Annotated in this window: 12 protein-coding genes; 6 read left to right on the forward strand and 6 right to left on the reverse strand. The window is 32.6% G+C overall.

What is annotated here, in order from left to right:
* Nucleotides 1-612 precede the first annotated feature (612 nt).
* The 4 genes from F0000_RS03135 to F0000_RS03150 all read left to right on the forward strand — a co-directional run bounded on the left by F0000_RS03135 (nucleotide 613) and on the right by F0000_RS03150 (nucleotide 5,334).
* Nucleotides 613-1,122: a DinB family protein gene (locus F0000_RS03135; protein WP_149623247.1), complete on the forward strand. Its 510-nt coding sequence runs from the start codon at nucleotides 613-615 to the stop codon at nucleotides 1,120-1,122.
* Between the two features lie 758 nt (nucleotides 1,123-1,880).
* Nucleotides 1,881-4,109 carry a catalase/peroxidase HPI gene (katG, locus tag F0000_RS03140; RefSeq protein WP_149623248.1) on the forward strand — a complete coding sequence of 743 codons (2,229 nt, stop codon included), beginning with the start codon at nucleotides 1,881-1,883 and terminating at the stop codon, nucleotides 4,107-4,109.
* 179 nt (nucleotides 4,110-4,288) lie between these two features.
* Entirely contained in the window at nucleotides 4,289-4,756 is a 468-nt protein-coding gene (locus F0000_RS03145) for an ankyrin repeat domain-containing protein (protein WP_149623249.1), read from the forward strand.
* A complete protein-coding gene (locus tag F0000_RS03150; RefSeq protein WP_149623250.1) occupies nucleotides 4,753-5,334 on the forward strand; it encodes a hypothetical protein in 582 nt (193 codons plus the stop codon). Before F0000_RS03145 ends, F0000_RS03150 begins: the two co-directional genes overlap by 4 nt.
* On the opposite strand, the gene F0000_RS03155 is transcribed toward F0000_RS03150, so the two are convergent.
* Both F0000_RS03155 and asnS read right to left on the reverse strand, forming a co-directional pair.
* Nucleotides 5,327-7,879, reverse strand: a complete 2,553-nt coding sequence (locus F0000_RS03155; RefSeq protein ID WP_149623251.1) for a DUF2569 family protein — start codon at nucleotides 7,877-7,879, stop codon at nucleotides 5,327-5,329. The genes F0000_RS03150 and F0000_RS03155 overlap by 8 nt on opposite strands.
* Nucleotides 7,880-8,440: 561 nt before the next feature.
* The gene (asnS, locus tag F0000_RS03160) at nucleotides 8,441-9,883 is read right to left on the reverse strand and encodes an asparagine--tRNA ligase (protein ID WP_149623252.1); all 1,443 of its coding nucleotides are present in this window, start codon (nucleotides 9,881-9,883) and stop codon (nucleotides 8,441-8,443) included.
* Nucleotides 9,884-11,706: 1,823 nt separating this feature from the next.
* Between asnS and F0000_RS03165 the strand changes: the two genes are divergently transcribed.
* A complete protein-coding gene (locus F0000_RS03165) occupies nucleotides 11,707-13,503 on the forward strand; it encodes a leucine-rich repeat domain-containing protein (RefSeq protein WP_149623253.1) in 1,797 nt (598 codons plus the stop codon).
* 479 nt (nucleotides 13,504-13,982) lie between these two features.
* Here the strand turns inward: F0000_RS03165 and F0000_RS03170 are convergent, their stop codons facing one another.
* The 4 genes from F0000_RS03170 to pyrH all read right to left on the reverse strand — a co-directional run bounded on the left by F0000_RS03170 (nucleotide 13,983) and on the right by pyrH (nucleotide 20,321).
* Nucleotides 13,983-16,373 carry an RND family transporter gene (locus F0000_RS03170; protein ID WP_149623254.1) on the reverse strand — a complete coding sequence of 797 codons (2,391 nt, stop codon included), beginning with the start codon at nucleotides 16,371-16,373 and terminating at the stop codon, nucleotides 13,983-13,985.
* Nucleotides 16,374-16,459: 86 nt separating this feature from the next.
* A complete protein-coding gene (locus tag F0000_RS03175; RefSeq protein ID WP_149623255.1) occupies nucleotides 16,460-18,901 on the reverse strand; it encodes a DUF5686 family protein in 2,442 nt (813 codons plus the stop codon).
* 95 nt (nucleotides 18,902-18,996) lie between these two features.
* A complete protein-coding gene (frr, locus tag F0000_RS03180; protein ID WP_149623256.1) occupies nucleotides 18,997-19,560 on the reverse strand; it encodes a ribosome recycling factor in 564 nt (187 codons plus the stop codon).
* A gap of 53 nt (nucleotides 19,561-19,613) precedes the next feature.
* Complete coding sequence (gene pyrH, locus F0000_RS03185) at nucleotides 19,614-20,321, reverse strand: UMP kinase (RefSeq protein WP_149623257.1); 708 nt, start codon at nucleotides 20,319-20,321, stop codon at nucleotides 19,614-19,616.
* Between the two features lie 373 nt (nucleotides 20,322-20,694).
* Here pyrH and F0000_RS03190 point away from each other — a divergent pair, with 373 nt between their 5' ends.
* Nucleotides 20,695-22,812, forward strand: coding sequence for a T9SS type A sorting domain-containing protein (locus F0000_RS03190; protein WP_149623258.1), 2,118 nt, complete (start codon nucleotides 20,695-20,697; stop codon nucleotides 22,810-22,812).
* Nucleotides 22,813-24,400 lie beyond the last annotated feature (1,588 nt).

The raw sequence follows: 24,400 nt of genomic DNA on the forward strand, positions 1-24,400 counted from the left end.
TTTATAGAACACAGATGTATAAATATATTTTTAGAATATAGTATTCACATACCAGTGTGCATTAGATAAAAACTTAAAGAAGAGTAGTTACTTTTTTTGAGTATAGATGTATCAATAAACTAATACGATTTATAACTAAAAATTTGGCATATTCATCGTTTCTTTTCCCTTTCTACTTCGTTTAAAAAATAAACCGTAGCTATAGCTATGCTTGATTTTTTTGCCTTGCATAAAGAAAAAATAATTCAATGAATTTATACGAATTTTTTAATCACAAATCGTATAAGAAGGTAATGATCTATACTCAAATGTTAGTTGAGATTCTCTATATAGAAAAACTCTACTAACCCTTTTTGTTAACTTAATTAAAAATGGATGCATCTGAATTGCAAAAATGGGTTACTAATAAATTAAAACAGTTCAGCATCATATATATAATCATAGCGGCTAGGTGATTAACCGAAAGGTCTTTGTATATTTGGTAAGACACCTGGTTTTATGAAGAGAATTTTATGAAATTTGTGCAGAAATATCGATGATTTGGTAATATTTTGCCCTGCTGCGATATATATTTTAAACATTTTGAGTAATACCGCACCAAACTCAACATTGATGAAAGAAATTGATGAAATAGAAGAGTTAGTTAATTATAATCTATGGGCTAACAAACGATTAATAAATTGGCTCAAGGATAATGACGAAGAATTGTTGACTAAAGAATGTAAATCAAGTTTTCCTAATATATTGAATACAGTAAGTCATATTTTGGATGGTCAAATGTTTTATTATTGTGTTTTAAAAGAACAATCGTTTGAAAGATTATGGGGGAATTCTATTGAAGAAATTTTCAAAGGAATGATTGAACAATCAGAGGCCTTTGTAAACTATTTGAAAGGTCAAAAATCATGGAACGAATTCAGATTGGTGAAAACGAAAGAATTAAACGGAAACTTTCATCAGTTTGAATTAATTCAACATTGTATGAATCATAGTACTTTTCATCGAGGACAAATAATTACAATCGGACATCAATTAGGATTAAAAAAAGCACCATCAACAGATATGTTATTCTATTTTATTAAACGGGACGAACTGCGTAAAACAGGATTAGGAAATGAATAGTACTACTTAGCCTGGTCGAAAATAGACGATTTTCATAATTTGAAAGATTTTTAATGAAATTTTGATTTATTTTTTGAAGTATATGCCATAACATCAAACAATTAAAAATAAATTAAAATTGCGCAAAAAGATACAAATTTGATTTTGCTGTATTTCCGACCAGGCACTATTTATAACAACGTATAAGAAAGCATAGGGCTTTTAGCTTAATGGAAAGATCTGTATTTATTTGCATGCAAGGTTGCGAAATCTAAAATTTGGATTTTACGAAGAAAAAGATAAAAGTAAACTACCTCGTGGCAAGCCCACGAGGCATTTATTAAAAAAACATGTTGATTTCGTGGCAAGCCTCGTAGCATTTAAACCTCGATTATCGAGTAAAATAAAAAAATTAGGCTAAGTGTATAATCGAAAGTTCACTACTTTTAATTCCCGCACTAAACATAGTCTAGCTGTTATTATTGAGAAAATATATAAAATTAGTGTAAAAAAGAAGATCGATACTGTTTCTCATATTATGAAAAATGAATGAAGTAATATGATGGCTTTTTTGTATTTAATTCAGAATTGGAAATGGTACCAGATCCTTGTGTAAAGTAAGTATTAGAAATTGAGCTGATTTTGTGTATATATAGCTACGTATAAAGCTGTTAAATATCAGTATAGATTTTATGTATTGAATATTTTAAATCAATAGTAAAAATTTATTGTATTTTTGAACATCCAAAATTTATAAACTCTTTTTTTAAACTTTTAATATGGAAAATAATAAATCATCTCACGGTTCTGCTAATAATGCTATGGCTGCAGATATGTGCCCTTTTCTGAATGGCTCCTTACAGCAAAGTGCTGGAGGTGGCACCTCTAATCGTGATTGGTGGCCCAATCAATTGAAGTTAAGTATCCTGCGTCAAAATTCTGAGTTATCTAATCCAATGGGGGATGACTTTAACTACGCTGAAGAATTCAAAAGTCTGGATTTGGCAGCTGTAAAGAAAGATCTTCATACTCTAATGACAGATTCTCAGGATTGGTGGCCAGCAGATTATGGTCATTACGGTGGGCTTTTTATCCGTATGGCGTGGCATAGTGCAGGTACATATAGGATACAGGATGGTCGTGGTGGAGCTGGTGCCGGGAATCAGCGTTTTGCTCCTTTAAATAGCTGGCCTGATAATGGGAATCTGGATAAGGCACGGTTGTTATTATGGCCAATCAAACAGAAATATGGAAGAAAAATCTCCTGGGCGGATCTTTTGATTCTTGCAGGAAACTGTGCATTGGAATCTATGGGTTTTGAAACATATGGTTTTGCAGGAGGCCGCGAAGATATATGGGAGCCAGAACAGGATATTTATTGGGGTTCTGAAACAGAATGGTTAGGAAACAAAGAACGCTACTCAGATGGAGAACTGGAAAGCACTTTGGGCGCTGCGCACATGGGATTGATTTATGTGAACCCAGAAGGTCCTAATGGAAATCCGGATCCAGTAGGTTCTGCTAAGGATATACGTGAGACTTTTGGTCGAATGGCGATGAATGATGAAGAAACAGTGGCGTTAATTGCAGGAGGGCATACTTTTGGTAAAGCTCATGGAGCTGCTGATCCAGAAAAATTTGTCGGAGCAGAACCTGCAGGAGCAAGTATCGAAGAGCAAGGTTTAGGCTGGAAAAACACCTATGGTAGTGGTCACGGAGGTGATACGATTACCAGTGGTATAGAAGGCGCGTGGACACCAAATCCAACAAAATGGGATCATGATTTTTTCAGAGTATTATTGGACTATGATTGGGAATTGACAAAAAGTCCCGCAGGAGCCCATCAATGGACACCTACAGCTGCATCAAAAGCGGATACAGTGCCAAGCGTAGGAGATCCGTCAAAGAAAGAAGGTCTTATGATGACAACTGGCGATATGGCACTTAAAAAAGATCCTGTATATCTTGAAATTTCGAAACGTTTTCGTAAAAATCCTGCTGAGTTTGAAGAAGTATTTGCTCGTGCCTGGTTTAAGTTGACGCATAGAGATATGGGACCCATAGCACGTTATCTCGGGTCAGAAGTTCCGGATGAAGAAATGATATGGCAGGATCCGATTCCAGCAGTTACACATGAATTAGTAAATGATGAAGATATAGCTTCATTAAAAAAGATGATTCTCGCTTCCGGGCTTACAATTTCTCAATTAGTAAGTACAGCTTGGGGTTCTGCATCAACTTTTCGCGGTTCTGATAAAAGAGGTGGCGCTAATGGAGGGCGTATCAGACTCGCTCCACAAAAGGATTGGGAAGTGAATAACCCAACTCAACTAGCCAATGTATTAGATGTTTTAGAAGGAATTCAAAAAGAATTTGGCACCAAAGGTAGAATAGTTTCCATCGCAGATTTGATCGTTCTCGGAGGATCTACAGCGATTGAAGAAGCTGCTAGAAATGCTGGACATCCTATATCGGTTCCTTTTACTCCAGGGCGTATGGATGCTTCGCAAGAACAAACAGACGTAGCCTCTTTTAATGCCTTAGCACCTATGGCAGACGGTTTTCGTAATTATCAGAGAGGTGAATATAAAGTTTCTGCAGAGGAAATGTTAATAGATCGCGCAAATTTATTGACATTAACAGTACCAGAAATGACAGTATTGATAGGTGGTTTACGTGTACTTAATACAAATTATGATGGATCTCAATACGGTGTTTTTACAGAGCGTCCAGAATTTCTTACGAATGACTTTTTTGTAAACTTACTTGATATGAGAACCACCTGGGAAGCCACCTCTAATGATGATACTGTTTTTGTAGGTCGTGATCGTAGTACTGGAGAATCCAAATGGGTAGGTACTCGTGTGGATCTTATTTTTGGGTCTAATTCTGAATTGCGTGCACTTGCCGAAGTGTATGGCAGTAAAGATTCTCAAGAAAGATTTGTAGCTCATTTTGTAAAGGCTTGGGAGAAAGTTATGAACCTTGATCGATTCGATCTTTCATAATATAATCTTGATATGCTAACATAGTAAAACAGGTGATTTGCTAAAAAATCACCTGTTTTTTAGACATAATTGATAGTGAAAATTATTCATTTCTTATAATTTCGATATATTGAAGAGTTTTTTGATATCTTCGAAAAACATCTTTTCTATAAACATTTATTTAATCTTGAAGTCAATATATGGATACGATTTTTAATGCTATAAGGTCAGAAAACCTTGATATGGTAAAACAATTTATGGATGCTGATGCAAACCTTATTAATACAAAAGATCAAAGAGGATCAACCCCTTTGTTACTTGCTACGTATTATGGTTCTACTCCGATTACCGAGTTACTTCTTACATATAAACCAGATATTAATGCTCAGGATACTTCGGGGAACACTGCACTGATGGGAGTCTGTTTTAAAGGGTATTATGCTATTGCCGAACTGCTTATAAAATCAGGAGCTGATGTGAATATTAAAAACTATAACGAGGCAACAGCATTGATTTTTGCGGCAACTTTTGGACAAAAAGAAATTTTGAGGTTATTAATACAAAATGGAGCAGATGTTTCCATAAAAGATAATCGTGGATATACAGCAGAGATGCATGCTAAAAATCAAGGTCTTGATTTTTCTGAATTATTGAATTTTACCGAGTGAATGCCAGTGACCACATAGAAAAGGATATCAAATCTGTAAATATTAAATCTACAGATATAAAAAGACGTTTGTTAATGTCTTCTTCGACTGTAGAAACTTTTCAGGCTTTTCTCAAAGAAAATATTGGCAATGAAGTATTAGTAGTAAATACAAATATTGGTATGGAGGTGTATTATTATTCTGCGAATGATTACAGTATTTTTATAAAGGAAAGCGTACTATTATATACTCTTAAACATATTGATAATAAGAAACTTAAATTCAGGAGCTATCTTCTCAGGGAAGATGTGTATAGAAGTTTTAGTGAAGCAATACTGACATTTTCTAAATATCCCCAAATATTTCTGGCATATGCTAAAAAGTTTATTTTTTTAACTAAAAAAAATACCCAAAGTAAATTTGTAATGCCTATTCTAAATGATTTTTTTGAAGAAACATTGAAATTACTTGCCAAAACAGCCAAAATACCGCATCAGGAAAAAATACAAACGGTAAAAAAGAAATTAGAGAAGACCAATAATAATAATGCTATCAGTAATTTAATCTCTGAAATATTATTAAAAAAGCACCTTAATTAGTAGTTTTCTTTTTATTATAAACTTCGACAAAAGTAGATTTTACTCTTTTAGAAACCAGGAAATAAGGAATCCATATTATCATTTTGATAAATGATTTTGCTATTTCTTTAAATGTCTGTACTCTTTCGGCTTCTGAGTACAGAAACTCATTTAGACCAAAAGCTATTATCGAATCAGCAGTGATTACAATAAAAGATGCACTATAAAATATGATCATCATTCTTGGAGTTATGCTTCTTCTCTTAAAAAATAATATGATTAGTAATATTGAGAAGACGATAAAAACTAAATTGTAGATGAGCTCAAAGATTATTAGCATCGAGCTGAACAATTCACTAAAAGAATTATGCTTCTGGGTGATATAATTCCAGGTATTAGTCCCATAGAATTCTTTAAAATTTTTAATGAGGTCATAAAAAATCCGCAATGGGGTAAAGGATAATCCAATTGCAATCAGAATTAACCAACCTCCAATTTTTGAGTAGATACTATTGGTAGTTTGTTTAATTTTTACATCGTAGTTTTTATATATTTTAATTGCAAAATATACGCTGACGCTTATAATAAATAACGAAATTAGTATTAATATCCAGCTTACACCTGAATTTTCGGAAAGTAAATTTTTATTATAGGTTAATACATATGGTAAACCATTTAAAATCTGATCATGTTTTGAAATAAATGAAGAAACCTCATCAGCTTCTAGATAGTTCTTTAAAGTTTTATAGCTGTGCGTTAATTTTATCTTTTTGCTATAGTAATTTATGTCATAGGCATATACGAATGAATCGTCTTTGATAATAGTATTTTGTTGTTTTGCATACCATTCTTCGGGAAGGTTTACAACGATTTGATGTTCAATATCCACAGGATATTGTACCAGATATGGCATAGTCCGTTTAGGAGATTTGTTGAGATTGACATATGTTTCTATATTAAGAGGATAGAATTCACAAGTCAGTATTTGATCATCTACAGTAGATTTTGACCATAATGAATCAATAGAATAACTTTCCTTTATAATGATTTCGTTTCGATTTTCTCGATGATCAGTGATTTCTATTTTTGAAGATTCTTTTATGCTTGGGTAAATAGTGCTATAAAAATTTAGATACTCTTTTTGAATTTTGTGAAAGTCTTTTTTTGCAAAGTTTACACGTTGATCATCAGCATAATAACCAGAGTATTTGGTTGTAATAGTAAGATCGCCACCTTCACCAATTGTTTTAATATCAAATTCTTCAATAATACGTATCACATTCTCGGATGTGCTATTGATATCAGATAATTCAACTTCCTCGTTGTTAAGAACAAGTCCTTTTTGATAATCAGGAACATAAAGATTTTCGAGTGAACCTCCTTGATTACTAATTGTAGGATCAATATAATAGGTTCCTTCATTAAATTTTACTTGTACAATACAATGATTGAATAGATTCGGCGATGGTAACTCATCTTCGATATTTTTTCCATTATATGAGCTAACAAGTATTGGGTGCGCTTCTATTTTAAAAACTTTATAAAGTTCACTCAACAAAAATGATTTAGCTTTGCAATCACCATACCTTTGATTTAGTACGTCAATTGGATTATTTGGTTTATGAGAATTCAAACCTCCTTCAAACCCCAGATATCTGATGTCATCCTGAACAAATTTTCTTATTTTATTCACTAGTGAATCCTTCGGGATTTTAGAAAATAGTCTAGTTGCGTTTTTATGAAGTGTTTTAGTGTCCGATGTATTTAGTTGATAGTGTTTCTGGTATTGATCAACCACCTCATTCCAGGAACTATATTCAGAAATAGAAACAGCTGGAGAAGGATTATACCATGATGGAGTACCAATATCATATACTATAGGGGAGATATTTTTATTTTTCCAGCTGTATTCGGATAAGCCATTGTAGTTTTTCTCAATAGCAAGAGGTGCATTATTAAAATATTTAAAATGTAACTTTCTATTCTCTGAGACTACTAATCTATTGTATAAAACCCCAACTGGAATTGGATATTGAAAATATAATTTGCTGTGATATTTGTTCTCATATACCGGATTGGATCCTACTAAGGTGTATGAATAATCTACGATATCTCCAATCCTTACATCAGATAAGTTGATAAAAGCTGTTAGCATGCCATCATATAAAAATCTTTCCATATTGGCTTCTCTTTGCACAGTTTTTATTTGATCCATGGATAGTTTTATAATGGGTTTACCGGCCCTGACAATATTTATTTTGTGAAAAATCAATTGCTGATAAGTAGGATCAAAATCAATATTAATATCAGGAATCTGCTGAATCCCTTCATTATTAATTAATTCTACTGTATAATGATAATAATAGTGTTGCTTATCCAGGTTGATTTGTTGGTCAATCAAATGATAGTAATAACCTGAACTATCATTGTTTTGATTATTGTCTGAATTTAGATTTTCTATACTTGACACCCAATCTGGAGTATTAGCAATAGAAATTTTACTCTTTTGTCCCAGGATATTAAAAACAGTAAGAATACATAGAATAAGAAATAAGTATTTTTTCATATAACTTGATTTTGGTAACACTAATTATCATTTGAATTCTCTATAATAAAATATACCATACTTCTGGGTATACTTTTCCAAGGGAAAATTAGATTATAGAGTTATGCCATGCTCAAATGAAATTACACCTGCCATAATCATTTCTTTTTGTTTCACATTTCAACATAAAAATAATTTGCTTCGATTTGTGGTGTTTTCATCTAAGAATTGCATAATTCTCAACGTTTGACACGAGGTTGTTTAAAATAGTTAACCTTTGTGTATTATATTTTATTTAGAATATAATACACAAAGGTTAACTATTGAACCAGTATAAGTAAGTGTCAGAATGTAACAAAATGTTACCTCATGATATCCTTAATTTTTAAAGATATATCGATTTTTAGGTAGTATTGCTTTCTTTTTCTAGCGTAAAACTATAAAAAACTGAGTTCGATGAATTGCAAATGTGTCAGTTTGAGTAAAATTCTAATAAGAATTTTATATCCAAAACAAGTACTTTGAGTGTAAAAATCTATTATCAATATAGGCTATCTTAGTCAAAGCATAAACTGATAGTTTTTAGAATTCTGCATTCAATGGAGTTCTAGGATAAGGGATCACATCGCGTATGTTACCCATACCAGTAACAAATAATACTAATCTCTCGAAACCTAGTCCAAAACCACTATGTACACACGTACCAAAACGGCGTGTGTCCAGATACCACCACAGATCTTCTTCCGGGATGTCCAGAGCAGCCATTTTTTCTTTTAAAACATCCAAGCGTTCTTCTCGTTGAGAACCTCCAACGATTTCTCCAATACCAGGAAAGAGGATATCCATGGCTCTCACGGTATTACCATCTTCATTAAGACGCATATAGAAAGCTTTAATTTTTGCTGGATAATCAAATAAGATTACTGGGCATTTAAAATGTTTCTCTACCAAAAAACGCTCATGTTCACTCTGTAAATCAGCTCCCCATTCTTCAATAGGGTATGTAAACTTCTTTTTCTTATTGGGTTTAGAGTTTTTTAAGATCTCAATAGCTTCAGTGTAACTTACGCGTTTAAAATTGTTTTCTAATACAAATTTTAGTTTATCTCTAAGTAACATCTCAGCCCTTTCTGCCATAGGTTTCTTCTTGTCTTCTTCTACCAGGCGTTTTTCTAGAAACTCCAGGTCATCCTGACAGTTGTCTAATACAAATTGAATTATATATTTTATGAAATCTTCTGCGAGATCCATATTTCCATCCAGATCGCAGAACGCTACTTCGGGCTCTACCATCCAGAATTCTGCAAGGTGGCGCGAGGTATTAGAATTTTCTGCCCTGAATGTGGGGCCAAATGTATATACCTGTCCTAATCCCATAGCATAGGTCTCTGCTTCTAACTGCCCGGAAACCGTAAGATTTGTTTCTCTACCAAAAAAATCTTTACTGTAATCAACTTCTCCATCAGCATTTTTGGGAATATTGTTTAGATCTAGATTTGTTACCTTAAAAGCTTCTCCGGCTCCTTCTGCATCACTTCCTGTTACTACAGGAGTGTGTACATAATAAAAGTCATTCTTCTGAAAATATTCATGAATTGCAAAAGATAACTTAGAGCGCATACGCATAATGGCTCCAAATGTATTGGTACGTACTCTTAAGTGTGCTTGTTCACGAAGTTTTTCCAGGCTATGACGTTTTGGAGAGAGGATTGTTAATTTTAACTCTTCAGGATCAGCAATACCATCTATCACAATATTAGAAACTTTGATTTCTACACGTTGTCCTTTTCCTTCACTTTCTTCTAAAGTTCCAGTGACAGAAATGGCGGCACCTACATTAATTTTATTAATAAGGTCTATATTGATGGTATTATCTTCAATAACACATTGAATGTTTTTTATAGTAGATCCATCGTTTATGGCTATAAAACGATCATTGCGAAAAGAACGTACCCAACCCCTGATAATTACGGGTTGTAATAGCTTATCGCTTTCTAGTACATCTATTACTTTTGTGTGCTTCATCTTGTAATCAATTTTTGATACGATTTACCAATATTTCTGATTTTACGTTTCTAAATCCGTAGGATAATGTAAAATATCAGAAAGAGGAAAAATTTTAAGACAGCAAAGATAATTTTTTTAATCTTATTGATGCGATAGTTATAATTCTAAATAATAATTGAAGACACAATTATTTAAATCACTTTTATTAGAAAAAAGTAGAAATCAGGAAGAATTTTTAAAAATCAGACAGTTTTTTAAACAATTATTCTATGTAAAAACCATAAAATTGTGTGTTTTAACGGTATTTTTTGATTTTTTTTGATTTTTTTTTGAAATACCTTTATAAAATTTTCTTACACGAAAAATTTTGTAACTTATTGATATAAAATTAATTAACTTGTATTTTGGATCTTGTAAGATTATTAAAAAAATGTTAAAGTTTGGTCTTTTTTGCAGAAAGGGGATTTTTCCCCCCATGAAAGGGTTTCATAATACAAAAAGGGAATGTATCTTGCATATGCAATTATGACGATTGTGTTTACGTTAAGTTTAGTTCGATAGGTTTTGGGGTAATCTATCTTACAAGAAGTCTCGTTAGTTTTTTCTAACGAGGCTTCTTTTTTTATAAACTATCTTTAGTTTCAATATCGGTCGTTTAGCATCGAGGCTAATAGTTGCATCTTTGTAAATATTGTTTAGATTAGGACTGCTGTAGTTTAGTTATTATCTTTATTTGGTTTGTGAACTAAAAAATCAACTGGTTTGTAGCCATTAATTAAACGCTTTTGATTACTATAAATGAGGTAATACTGTTATTATTCATAAGTATTTAGGGTTTTACTGATGAATAATTGTCTTTATAATAGTGGTTTAAACTTTTCTCAATTCCATATAAAAATACTCTTTTTTACTCAATTTTCGTCTTTTTCTTACATCTTAGCGCTGTTATGAAGTGCAAGAAACACTTCAATTGATTAAAAAAATACTATTTTTCGTCAGAATCATAAAAGTTTAAACCACTTCATAGTATTAACAATAAATTATAAAATTATGAATTATACGATTTGTGATTAAAAAATTCGTATAAATTCATTGAATTATTTTTTCTTTATGCAAGGCAAAAAAATCAAGCATAGCTATAGCTACGGTTTATTTTTTAAACGAAGTAGAAAGGAAAAAGAAACGATGAATATGCGAAATTTTTAGTTATAAATCGTATAAAGGGGCATAGGAATTAGTATATCACGAATTTAATTAACTACCATTAAATTCGTGATAAGATCAATTATTCTAAAGTAAGGGATATTATCACCAGCCTAGCTATAAGTCGATAGGGTATTTTCTTTTAAAACTGTTTTTATAGTAAACCAAAAACTCTTAAAAATTATATGCTATTTGTGATCTAGAATATTTTTAACTCAATTACAAAATATGATCCCTATTAAAAATGAATGATAACCAAGAATATGTAAATTAAAATTCTATTATGAATGATCTGTATTCTATATATAACTTACTGAAAATCATTGTTAAAACATTTTTCATGCCAAACAATGATAATTTTTGAAGGAAATATAACGATATAGTAAAGCAAAATTAAAAATTGTCTGAAAGAATTCTGAAAGCAATTTTAGGTAAAAACGAAAAGAAATCGATTCTTGTGCATAACAACCTAAAAAGTTATTTTCATCTTTTGATGGAAAAAAGAATAATATCCTAAAGAAATCAAAAAAACTGAGGTGATAAGATTCTCAGAAAATTACCAGAGGATTCGATAACAGCATAAGATTAATTTCCAATATAAATATAAACGCATAATTCAACTAAGATCACTAACAATTATGGATACTACAATGGAAAGTTTAGAATTGGCAAAAGAAAGGATAAAAGAATATAGAAATGAAAAAGAATCTAAAGATAAAGAATTAGAAAGTACTGATTTTTTAGAAGAGATTGATGAAGGTATAGACTTATCAGGATTAGATTTAACTTCAGAAGATTTAAAAGAACTAATTCCAGAACTAGCATCATTAAAAATTAAAGATTTAAATCTTACTAACAACAGTTTAAAAACCCTACCACCTGAAATAAGCCAGTTAACAAATCTTTACGGTTTAGTGCTTGAGGATAATAAAATAACAGAATTACCAAATGAAATAGAACACTTAGAAAATCTTATGAGATTGGATCTTGACAGTAATTTATTAATATCATTTCCTTTACAAATTACAAATTTAGAAAATCTTTATGAGTTAAAATTAGGTGCAAATGCTCTTTCAAGTTTGCCTCCAGAAATAGGAAATCTAACCGGACTTAATGTTTTGGATGTTTCGTACAATGATTTACGCAGATTACCTAATGAGATAGGAAACCTGATAGCACTAGAAGAACTAAATCTTACACACAATAATATACAAAGATTACCTCGCGAAATAGAGGGTCTAACTTCACTTTATCATTTAGATGCAAGTGAGAATCCATTGAGAGGTTTCCCAGAAATATCATCACAAGTTGCTTTTACAGGGGAAATTGATTATACTAAATTTAACAATAATTTAGAAACACTTTACGGAGAGCAATCACATGCAATAGGAAAAAAAATTGATGGTATGGAAAATACATTAATAAAAACTCCAGGATCAGAAAATGAGATTTCTACTGTAGAACTTATCGATGAGTTTATTGATAGATTACCGGAGAATCCTTTATACCATACAGCGGCAAAACATATACTGGATGATGTATTGTCTGCAGAAACTTCCTTGGATACAAAACAAACCCATTTCCAGCAGATGGCAATAGCTTTTGGAGATTGTGATACGCCAGTAATAGACTATTTAACACAAGCATTAATTGGCATGCAAAAAAGTGTTGATGGTGAAATTCCCGATGCATTAAAAAACCTAATAGAGAGAGAAGCCATAGAAAATGCTATTATCAAAAATGATAATAATCAAAAATTTCTTAAGGATACAGAAAAGATAGAACAGGTACAAGGGTTGTTAAATAGTGTTTTTTTAGATAATAGTGAGCATTTAGCTGGAAATAAAATACCTATTTTGGGCGGTCGCCCCAGATTGCCTTCAAAAACAGTGAATACACAATTTGCTTTTAATATGGTTACTGAGACAGCCGAAAGAGAATTTACAAAATTGATCTGCAAAACAGATGGTGACAATATGCCAATAAAGCAGGGAAAATTTTACGAATTAGATCCTAAAAAATATATTGGAATTACAGAACCTTATTTTGCAAGTTTGGGGATTGTTTCAGAAAGAGAAAAACTTGTAAGGAATCATAGAGCTAAAATTGAACATTTACCTAAATATAGATATATTGCTTCAGAAAAGTATGATGAAGAAGGTGCCGATAAATTACTAAATATGTCTGCTCAGGAATTAGAACTAAGAGATAAGCTATTGAGGACACCCGACCAAGAAATAAAATCGACAGCAGAGAATTATTTTTTGGAAAAAACAGCAGCAATAGAAGTGTACTATAAAGAATTAGGTAAAAAAGAAGTTACTGCAAGTTCTAATACACAATCAAGAGCTTCTGCTGCTAGACCAGAAGGACAACCTAGAAAAAGATCGTTTCTTTCAGAATTAAATAATAATAACAAAAGAAGACGATTTTGATTGAGAGTCTGCTCCGATATTAAGTTTTGGTTATTTGTAATTCTCCTGTAATACGATTTGTGATTAAAAAATTCGTATAAATTCATTGAATTATTTTTTCTTTATGCAAGGCAAAAAAATCAAGCATAGCTATAGCTACGGTTTATTTTTTAAACGAAGTAGAAAGGAAAAAGAAACGATGAATATGCGAAATTTTTAGTTATAAATCGTATAATATCCAGAATTCCTGAATCACAATACTTCTTTCTGACCAGATACTAGTTAACTTTTTTCAATTCGCTATAAAAGTACTGTTATGCTCTATTCTATCTTTTTATTTTTTGGGAAGTAATTTTATGATAGAAATAGCATGATATAACAGTATTGCCAGAGAAGAGTACTGGTTAGCTCAATTCATTAAAAAGCATTGTTTTCAATAGCGTCTATGAGGTTTATTGCTTTCATTTGGCGAAGAAACACCCTGCTGATATTTGTAATGCTTATTTAGGCAACTCTTCGTCACTTGCAATAATTTTTAATGCAGGCTCTTTTAAGGTATCCTTATTAGCAATACTCCTTTCCAGAGAAAGTAATAATGATGGGAGTAATAACAGATTCGCTAACATAGCAAATAAAAGCGTAGCAGAAACTAAGCCTCCTAATGCTTTGGTACCTCCAAAACTGGAAATCATAAATACCGAGAACCCAAAAAATAAAACAGTAGACGTATAAAACATACTTACCCCGGTTTCTTTTAAGGCAGCAAAAACTGATTTTTTAATACGCCAATGATTAGATTTTAATTCCTGTCGATATTTTGCTAAAAAGTGAATAGTATCATCTACAGAAATACCAAACGCAATACTAAATACCAATATCGTAGATGGCTTAATTGGAACTCCTAGAAATCCCATAAGACCAGCAGTCATTAATAATGGTAGAAGGTTAGGGATTAAAGATATAATAATCATTTTAAACGATCGAAACATCCAGGCCATAAATAAGGCAATAAGTATGATTGCCAAGCCCAGTGAGAATATAAGATTCCATACAAGATAATTGGTTCCTTTCTGAAAAATCAACGCTTTTCCTGTAAATGTTACTTCATACCTGTCTTTTGGGAATATTTTTTCTAGTTTAGGAGCCAGCATCGCTTCAATTCGTTCCATTTCTTCGGTGCCTACGTCTTTCATAAAAGTAGTAATCCGTGCATATTGTCCCGTAGGATCTATATAACTATTCAAGGTATTTGCTTCTGATTCAAAACTTTTGGCATATGGCAAGATGAAGTTCCGCTCCTGACTTGTTGGTAATTGATAATATTTAGGATTTCCATTATAATAAGCCTGTTTGGCATATTTTACTAAGTTAACAATAGAAATAGGCTTTGATAACTCTGGCATCTCTTCTAATAGCACTCCCAGTTGCTCCATTCTGCGCAAGGTAGGGAGTTTTAATACACCTTGTTTTCTTTTGGTATCTATCAATATTTCTAAAGGCATAATACCATCAAATTCATCTTCAAAAAATTCAATATCCTGAAAAAATCCAGCCGATTTTGGCATGTCTTCTAATAAACTTCCAGAAACTTTAATGGTATAAATGCCAATGATACTTGCTATTAATATGATAATAGAAGAAAAATAAATAGTAATTCTCCTGGTTTTAACCATACGCTCCATCCAGTCAACCAGTTTTTCTATCCATCTTTTACCCAAATGTTTTAGGTGTCTTTCTTTGGGTTGAGGCATATAACTGTAGATTACAGTAATCACCAATAAGCATAATATGAATAATGCAACAATATTTAGCGCAGCTACAATACCAAATTCTTTTAATAGCTTGCTCTCTGTGAGTGCAAAAGTGGCAAATCCTGCAGCAGTAGTTACATTAGTCATTAATGTAGCGTTGCCGACTTTGGTAATTACTCGTTGCAATGATTTTGCCTTGTTCCCATGTTTTTTAATCTCTTGCTGATATTTATTAATAAGGAAAATACAGTTGGGAATCCCAATAACAATGACCAGTGGTGGTATAATTGCAGTTAGTACTGTTATTTCATATTTGAGGAGTCCTAATAAACCAAACGCCCACATAACACCAATAATAACGGCGGTCATCGATATAAAAGTGGCTCTAAAAGACCTGAAGAAGAAAAAGAAAATGAGTGAGGTAACAAGTAATGCTGCCAAAATGAATATCTGAATTTCATCCATGATATTCTGAGAATTCATCGTTCTGATATACGGCATACCAGAAACCTTGATGTCCATTCCGTATTTCTTTTCAAACTCAATAACTCTGGGGTTTAATACGTTTTCGATAAACTTTTTTCTTACAATGGTATTGACAATCTCTTTGTTGAGATAGATAGCACTCTGTATCGTCCTGGATTTATTACTAAAAATAAGTCCTTCATAAAAAGGAAGTTTATTGAACAGCTCATATTCATATTTTGACACATTTTCTTCTGTGTAAATAGTATCATTTATAAAAGAAATAAGTTCAAAACTAGCTGGATTATCTTTTTTCTTTAGAGTTTTGAGATCGCTTATAGAAATGACGAGGTCAATTTCTGTATATTTCTTAAAAGAGTCATTAAAATCATTCCAGGCTTTTAGCTTTTTGGGCGTAAACAATGAGCTGTCCTGAACAGCCATAACGATTAGATTCCCTTCATCACCAAATTTTTCTAAAAATTCCTGATATTTAATATTTACTTCGTGGTCATCCGGCAGAAGATTAGCTTCAGAGAATGAGAATCGCATATGTTTCCATTGAAAACCGAGAAAAACGGTAATTCCAATGATGAGTATCACGATCGCAGCTCTGTTACGCAGTATTATACCTGCTAATGTATTCCAAAATCCAAAAGTAAATAGTTTTGCCATCCCGTTTTTTTCCTGCTGCAAATGTAAGGATTTGAGGTTTTATGATTTGTAAAATTTTTAAAAGAAAATTATAAACTTGTGGTAACTTACAGCTTGAGGTAAAAAGTGAATTTAAAGGCAATATTATCTTCAAATTTTGGCAGATGGTATGCTCCGTATCTATAAGCAAAACTCAACCCGAAACCTGCAAATAGTTTATTGATCTCAAACCCTGATTCCTGATAACCTTGTTGTAGGGAATTAAATTGAACGCCTTGATGTTTGTCTACATTACTTACGTCTCCGATAGCGTACCTGCTAATTAATACCATTTCTGGTTTAAACCAGTTTGATATTCTAAAAGGGGTTAATTTGTGTCTTATCTGCAATGTAGCGAGCCTGTCACTAAAAAACTCACTAAAAAACATGGTTTCAAAACTTCTGCGTCCGGCAACAGAAAACCGTTGAAGAATTGTCTCTTTTGTGGGAGCATTAGGATATGCGTGGTACAAATGAGTTAATGGGATCTCTCCACTGGCAATATCGCCCTCTAATAAAAAGCTTGTACTGGATTGGTTTAGCCTGTTTAAGATATATTCCGCTTTAATGCCAATTTTACTATAATTAAAATTACTGTCAAATAGACCTTTAAACCCTTGTGTATACTGAGCAGTAATTTTTGGGTATCCATCTTGTATTTCTCTAAAACCATCAGGCGTTCTTAAGAATTTGCTAAATGGACTCCACCTCAAGGCGACCGTAGCTTCTGCGGTTTTATATTGCGAAAATGAAGTGCCATTGTCTATATAGGAATAGCCACCAGTTTGGTCAATATTACTAACCGAGAATTGAGTTTCTGATAATAATTTAGGAAGGATCCTGTGTTGTAAACTACTGCTCCAGGTTCTGTGTTTGTAATAGAAATCTATGTTTACAAGCCTTGGTTCGAATAGTGAATAGACGCGCCTATCTGTAAGATAAAAGAAACTTCCTACTTCTTTAAGATCATCTGTATAATTAACGTTTAACCAAGATCCGGATTTTTGGTTTAATAGAACACCACCTCCTATCCCGAACTTAAATTTAGCATCTTTAAATCCATAAACAAGATACCCTTCCATACGGAAACGTTTTGAGAGTTTTTCGTTTGTTATTCCTCCTAATCCCAGACGAAGTCCTTCAAAATTGTTATATTTTACGGGGTAAGTAAGATCAAAATCAAAAAAACTAACGGGATAATATCCAATATTAAAACTTTGGATAACATCAATTCTTCGTTCAATATTTTGAGCATTTACGATACTATCAACAACCGGAAATGATTTTAGATCTTTTTCTGTAATTGCACTGGTGCGGTATTGATCCCAGTATTCTTCATCTCTATTAGTAGCATTGGGGGCTACTTCTATTGCCGCCTGTTGCATTTTGATATTAGATTGTTTCTCTATGCTAAAATCAAAAAAATCAGTTTTAGAGACTAAAAAATCATTATTGCCAGTAAAACTTTTTTTATCATTCCCCAGTCGTCCCACAGATATCTGTCCTCCAAAAAGAGTAACTTTCTGTTTTCCTATACCGGGTCTTATCGTAACTTCTTGATGAAGAGGGAGCCAGATGTCTTTTTCAGAAAAATGCTTAAACTCATGAGTAAGCATTACATTAATTTCTCCTCTTAGTTCTGCTACTGCTTTTTGTATAGCAAATGACTGAGTGTCTATATATAAAACACCCTCCAGACCGGCAACTTTTTTGGATTTTCTGGATTGAAACAATATGACATATGCTGGTCGTTTTCCTTGAGTAGTATCTAATACCTTGTAATAATAATTGCGTAGCGCAGCATTAGACAAAGGACCTGCATAGTTATTATTAAAAATAGTATAGTTTTCTTCATACAAAGAATTAGACTGTACTTTGATACCCAGAACATTATATACGGGTTTATTAAAACCTGTCATTCTTGTGGCGAGTACGGTTTCTTTTTCATCACGACCTTTGATGAATTCGTGTGTGCTTATCTTTTCTGACAGAAAAGAATGCGCATCATTAAAAATACGTTCAATATCAGCCTTAGTAGTATCAGGAGACTCAAATCTGGTTTGATTATCCTCTGTGATCTTAAATTTATTATAACTTTTGTAGCTATAATTTTTAAATGCTTTATCAGGATTGTTTTGCTTTTTTCTACGGATAGATTTTTTGATAATTTTAGAAGCGATACCGCCATCCACCTCAAGTTGTACTGCTGCCAGATCTTCACGTTTGGGCGTGAGTCTTATTTCTACTTTGATGACATCCTCAGACTTTATAGAGAATTTTTTAGTTATATATCCTATATAGCTTACTGTAAGATTGATCGGATAGTTTTCACAACGTATTACAAAATCACCTGTAGTAGCAGTTAATGCATAAGAATTATCATCAGTTTTTACTGTTGCAAAAGGAAGTGGATCATTAGAACTTGCATCAATAACTTTTCCGGTAATGCTAATTTGGGATATTAAAACATATTGAGTAAAAAATAATAAACAGAAGAGCTTGTTTTGCATTATCAGAATTGATTCAAAAAAAGACGAAGATACAAAAAAGTGTTTTCCCAGTAGAAAACACTTTTTTGTATCAAATCTAGAATAGATTATTTGAGTTAAACGGTCATAATTTCTTTTTCCTTAACAGCTAGCATATCATCTATTTTCTTAATGAAGTTATCTGTTAATTGTTGGATATCCGCTTCAGTATTTTTTGCCAAATCTTCAGATAGTCCTTCTTTCTCTAGCTTCTTGATCTCATTATTGGCGTTTTTGCGATCATTACGTACACCTACTTTAGAGTCTTCTGCTTCTGCCTTTGCCTGTTTTACCAGATCACGGCGGCGTTCTTCTGTTAATGGAGGTACACTAATAATTACACTTTCCCCATTATTCATGGGATTAAACCCCAGATTAGCTGTCATAATACCTTTTTCTATTTCTGGAATCAATGACTTTTCAAAAGGTTGGATAGTGATTGTTCTGGCATCAGGAGTATTCACATTTCCTACTTGATTTAGAGGAGTTGGGCTTCCGTAATATTCTACCATTACACCCCCAAGCATTGATGGAGAAGCTTTTCCAGCCCTAATAACCAGTAGTTGTTTCTCTAAATGTGCTATTGCTCCTTGCATAGATTCCTTAGTTGAATCCAGAATAAAATCTATTTCTTCGTTCATCGTATTAATTCTTTTCTTTTTAGCTAATCAAAAAATGAGCCACTATTATTTTATTATAAGTTTACTTTTGTTCCTATGGATTCTCCAGAAACTACTTTGAGCAGATTTCCTTCTTTATTCATATCAAAAACTATTATTGGCAATTCATTTTCCTGACTTAATGTAAAAGCAGTAGTATCCATTACCTTAAGTCCTTTACTTAATACATCATCAAATGTTATAAAATCAAATTTGGTTGCCTGAGAATCCTTTTCCGGATCTGCAGTATAGATTCCATCAACACGTGTTCCTTTTAGGATTACATCTGCATTAATTTCTATGGCTCTAAGAACAGCTGCAGAGTCTGTAGTAAAGTACGGATTCCCTGTACCACCACCAAATATAACGACTCTTCCTTTTTCTAGATGTCGCAGCGCACGTCTTCTGATAAAGGGTTCTGCTACTTCATTTATTTTTATGGCAGATTGTAATCTGGTTGGGATTTCAGCATCTTCAAGAGCGCTCTGTAATGCCAATCCATTAATTACAGTGGCCAGCATTCCCATATGATCTCCTTGTACTCTGTCCATTCCTTTACTTGCGCCAGAAACACCTCTAAAAATATTACCTCCACCAATAACAATAGCAACCTGAACACCTTTATTGGTTATTTTTTTGATTTCATCAGCATATTCTGCTAATCTTTTAGGGTCAATCCCATATTGACGATCACCCATAAGGGCTTCTCCGGATAATTTAAGTAATATTCTGTTATATTTCATCATTTGTTTGAACTGTGATGCAAATATAATGATATTCTTAATTTAGAAAATACTTTAATTTTTAAAGCTAAATCTTTCTGAATATTTGATGTCCTTTCTATGAAGGATAGTACTGATATCAGTGCTGTTCTAAAAATAATCAAAATAAAAAGAACAAGTTTGAAGGTGGGATTTTAAATCAGAAATGTTATAAATCATATGTGGTAGATTATGAAATATTGATCAAGAGTATTCGGTAGCGTTTTGATGATATTTGTTTAGAATTAGTTTATTAGTATGAAGAAACCAGTCGTGCGTTTCTATTTTTTAATACATGGCTGGAATCTAAAATAATATTAAAATTTACTGTATAAAAATTGTAACCCTTATCGTCATGAAAAAGTATATATGCTCATATCTCTTATTATTGTTTGTTATCACAGTAAAAAGTACTCTTTTTGCAAAAGAAGTTTATGTCGCAAACAATGGGAATGATACTAATAATGGCTCTATTAATAGTCCATTTGCGACCTTTAATAAAGCGATATCGGTTATGGTAGCAGGAGATGTATGTATTGTTCGAGAAGGTGTTTATGAGCAGGTACTATCTGTAAACAAGAGTGGAACAGCTTCAGATTTTTTAACCTTTAGACCTGCTGAGGGAGAAAGAGTAATCATTAAAGCAACCACCACGGTACAGAATTGGGAGCCTCATAGTGGTAGTATATATAAAGCTCAGGTATCCATGCCATTGGGCGTAATTTTTAATCAGGTATATTATAATGATGAAATTATGGATTGGGCGCGCTGGCCAAATGATACCGATGGAAATCGTTTTACGATCGATGCAAAAGTTATTAACGGAGGCTCTGATTCTCATATTGATGCTGATGGAATTCCTGGAATTGATTGGACAGACGGATATGTTTGGTATTTGGGAGGGCACTCAGGAACCAGTTGGACTCGCAGCATTACAGGTTCTTCGGCGAATAGAATAAATTACACGCAGATAGATATTAATAGATGGCCATTTAATCCCCATAATCCAACAATATTTAGAAATGGTAGTCATGGCAGGATGTATTTGATGGGGAAATTGGAAGCATTGGATCAAGCTAAAGAATGGTATTATGATGAAAATGAAGGAACACTTTATTTCCAGACTCCTGATGGGAATAAACCTCAGGATGGCGCTGTAGAGATTGCCGTAAGAAAACGTTGTGTGTTAGTAGAAGGTCAATACGTAAGAATTGAAGGTTTCGAAATTTTTGGGGGGAATGCTTTCTTGAAAGGAGCTAATAATATATTCATAAATAATAAAGTGACTCATGGAAGAGAGCGATTGGATGGATTGGATAATGCGAGTGCCCAAATAAGTGATGCATCCGTAGAGGTTCTGGGGCGTAATACACAAATAAAAAACAATACGATAGAATATGGTTCTTTAAATGGTGTTTATGTTTATGGATGGGCTAATAATGGTCAGAATACAGTGATTGAAGGAAATACGATTCGATATTTTGATACTGCCGGAATTCATGCGACTCCGGTTAGAGTAACCGCAGATAATGTGAAAATATTAAAAAATACAATTTCACAAGCAGGAAGAGATGGAATGTTTGTAATTGGTAATAATTGTGAAGTTGCTTACAATGATGTATCATTCTCACAAAATACTAATAGTGACTCCGGAGTGTTTTATACCGTAGGGAATGAGGCAGATAAAAATACCGAAATTCACCACAACTGGTTTCATGATTCTAGTCCGCCGTCATATGCCGGAACCAAAGCAGCAGGTATTTATTTAGATAATGATAGCAAGGGACATCTTGTACATCACAATGTGGTCTGGAATGTAAGCTGGTCTGGAATTCAGTTAAACTGGGCTATCTGGAATAATAATATATATCATAATACAATCTGGAACGCAGGAAATGCAATGGCAAGCTGGATCAACGGTAGAGAACAGAAAAATAATAGAATATGGAACAATTATTCTAACAAACCTGATTGGCTAAGAGGTTCGGCCTATGATCTAAAAAACAATGTGATAGCAGCAGTATCACCATTTGAAGATGCAAGCAATCAAAATTTTATGCCAATTTCTAGTGGTGGATTGGTAGATCAAGCCATTGTAATTACTGATTTTGATAAAGAATTTGTAGGAGGATCTCCCGATATAGGAGCTTACGAAAGAGGAGGCGTGAGATGGACCGCAGGAGTTGACGCGATTATTGATGATATGGATCTATTAGGAGTAGAGACCGTTGATTTTGGAGATGAAGGAGTACGTCTTTATCCAAACCCTACCAGAGATCAGTTTACAATAGAGTTTCCTCAAAATACTTTTGGGAATACTACTACTACTGTAGAGATTTATACCTTACAGGGAACGAAGGTGAAGTCTATTGCATTCAATGATAGTGACCAGAGACAAAAAACAATTTCTGCAAGTGAGTTGAGCAGTGGGACCTATATCATTAAGAGCATGTTTAAAAACAATGCAAACTGATTGTCAGTAGTTTGGTGTTCTGACGACACTTCAAATCGACGACATATCGAGATATGTTGCTTATTTGAAGTAAAGTCAAGGTTGTCAAAGTAATGACCAGCAGGCAGAAGGGTTTTTAAACATACTCTAAAGTAGTTTCGAAAAACAAGCTGATTGTGGGGAAATTATCAAAGTTATAATCTAAAAAATAACACTGTCTATTTTGAAATTTAAAAACAGAGAACTCATCTTGAGTAGCAGTTTTTAAGCGAAAACTACTACTCAATACTATGGATCACTTTTAAAAACCATTCTACTATTGATTATGCCAGTAAATTCAAATGGGAAATGGTGTTATTCTTCAATTAGAAACGATATTATAGAAATTTTGGTTGTTTATTTCTTCAGAGAGGGGATTTATCTAATACGTTTTTTTAGGGAGGTGCGGTTTTATCAGTAAAATTCTGAGTGTAGTTAATTAGGATACCCTTACCCCCTTTATCTATATACTCCAGGTCTTACCAGAGTATCTCTAGACAGTATCTAAGTAGTCAGAGGTTGTCCTTCTTGGCTCAAGAACCCAAACTCTAAGGTAGTAAGCCATCAGGCTATGGGGTAAGGGTATTTCAAGAGCGGGTAAGAACCATCAAAAAAGGGTGAGCAAACCAAAAAAGAACGATTGGAAGTACTTCTGGACAGCTTAGAAGTAGTCTGCCAAGGGGCAGGGGTATGGGTATAAGGTATCAAATTCAAAGTAATACGATTTATAACTAAAAATTTCGCATATTCATCGTTTCTTTTTCCTTTCTACTTCGTTTAAAAAATAAACCGTAGCTATAGCTATGCTTGATTTTTTTGCCTTGCATAAAGAAAAAATAATTCAATGAATTTATACGAATTTTTTAATCACAAATCGTATAATTGTTCTAATTGATGAATACTGGATGAGTTCGATATAAGAAACGATACTAAAAAGCGAGTTTGAATAAATGATTTTATATCAAAATAGATAAACAACCTTAACGATAGTAATTTTCTAAGAAAAAATCAGAGCTAGAAATTATACATATCAAAAACGCACACGTCTTGACGTGATTTTTGTAGACCATCCTTTGGGAACACATACACTTTCTTATGAATTATTTATTTTGAGCACTTTTTTATTATCAATGCTTAAATAAAAAAGTTAAAATAAATTTAATTTCCTTAGTTTTACATAGTCAACTTAAATATAATATTTTGAAAAATTTAACCCCTTACAGCATTCTTCCCAGTATGCTATTCAATATTGTAGTACGAGCTTTAGAGCAATTTGGTTTAAGAACATCTGGATTTTATCATATAGTGTTAGTATCCGAAGAGAAAGTTAATTTTTTTTGGAGAATTAAAACATAAGCAATCTCATTAGCAGTGATTGGTCTCAATTCTTTAGAATTAATTTAATTTATGATTTTTTTATTTACCCTTTTTTGTGAAAAGCTAAATAAATTCGTCCTGATACATATTTAGTATTTTTAGTAAAATTTCTTCTCATAAAATCAATTGATTTCAAAAATACAATCTGATTTAAGTGAATGTATAATGGATACATTTTGTTAATGATGTTAAT

This window comes from Aquimarina sp. RZ0 (assembly GCF_008370685.1).
GTDB lineage: Bacteria > Bacteroidota > Bacteroidia > Flavobacteriales > Flavobacteriaceae > Aquimarina.

Bases quoted from the DNA above. Each gene is read 5' to 3' on its own strand.
- frr (WP_149623256.1), bottom strand. From the start codon at position 19,560: ATGAACGAAGAAATAGATTTTATTCTGGATTCAACTAAGGAATCTATG.
- pyrH (WP_149623257.1), bottom strand. From the start codon at position 20,321: ATGAAATATAACAGAATATTACTTAAATTATCCGGAGAAGCCCTTATG.
- F0000_RS03190 (WP_149623258.1), top strand. From the start codon at position 20,695: ATGAAAAAGTATATATGCTCATATCTCTTATTATTGTTTGTTATCACA.
- F0000_RS03135 (WP_149623247.1), top strand. From the start codon at position 613: ATGAAAGAAATTGATGAAATAGAAGAGTTAGTTAATTATAATCTATGG.
- F0000_RS03145 (WP_149623249.1), top strand. From the start codon at position 4,289: ATGGATACGATTTTTAATGCTATAAGGTCAGAAAACCTTGATATGGTA.
- F0000_RS03170 (WP_149623254.1), bottom strand. From the start codon at position 16,373: ATGGCAAAACTATTTACTTTTGGATTTTGGAATACATTAGCAGGTATA.
- katG (WP_149623248.1), top strand. From the start codon at position 1,881: ATGGAAAATAATAAATCATCTCACGGTTCTGCTAATAATGCTATGGCT.
- F0000_RS03175 (WP_149623255.1), bottom strand. From the start codon at position 18,901: ATGCAAAACAAGCTCTTCTGTTTATTATTTTTTACTCAATATGTTTTA.
- F0000_RS03165 (WP_149623253.1), top strand. From the start codon at position 11,707: ATGGATACTACAATGGAAAGTTTAGAATTGGCAAAAGAAAGGATAAAA.
- F0000_RS03155 (WP_149623251.1), bottom strand. From the start codon at position 7,879: ATGAAAAAATACTTATTTCTTATTCTATGTATTCTTACTGTTTTTAAT.
- asnS (WP_149623252.1), bottom strand. From the start codon at position 9,883: ATGAAGCACACAAAAGTAATAGATGTACTAGAAAGCGATAAGCTATTA.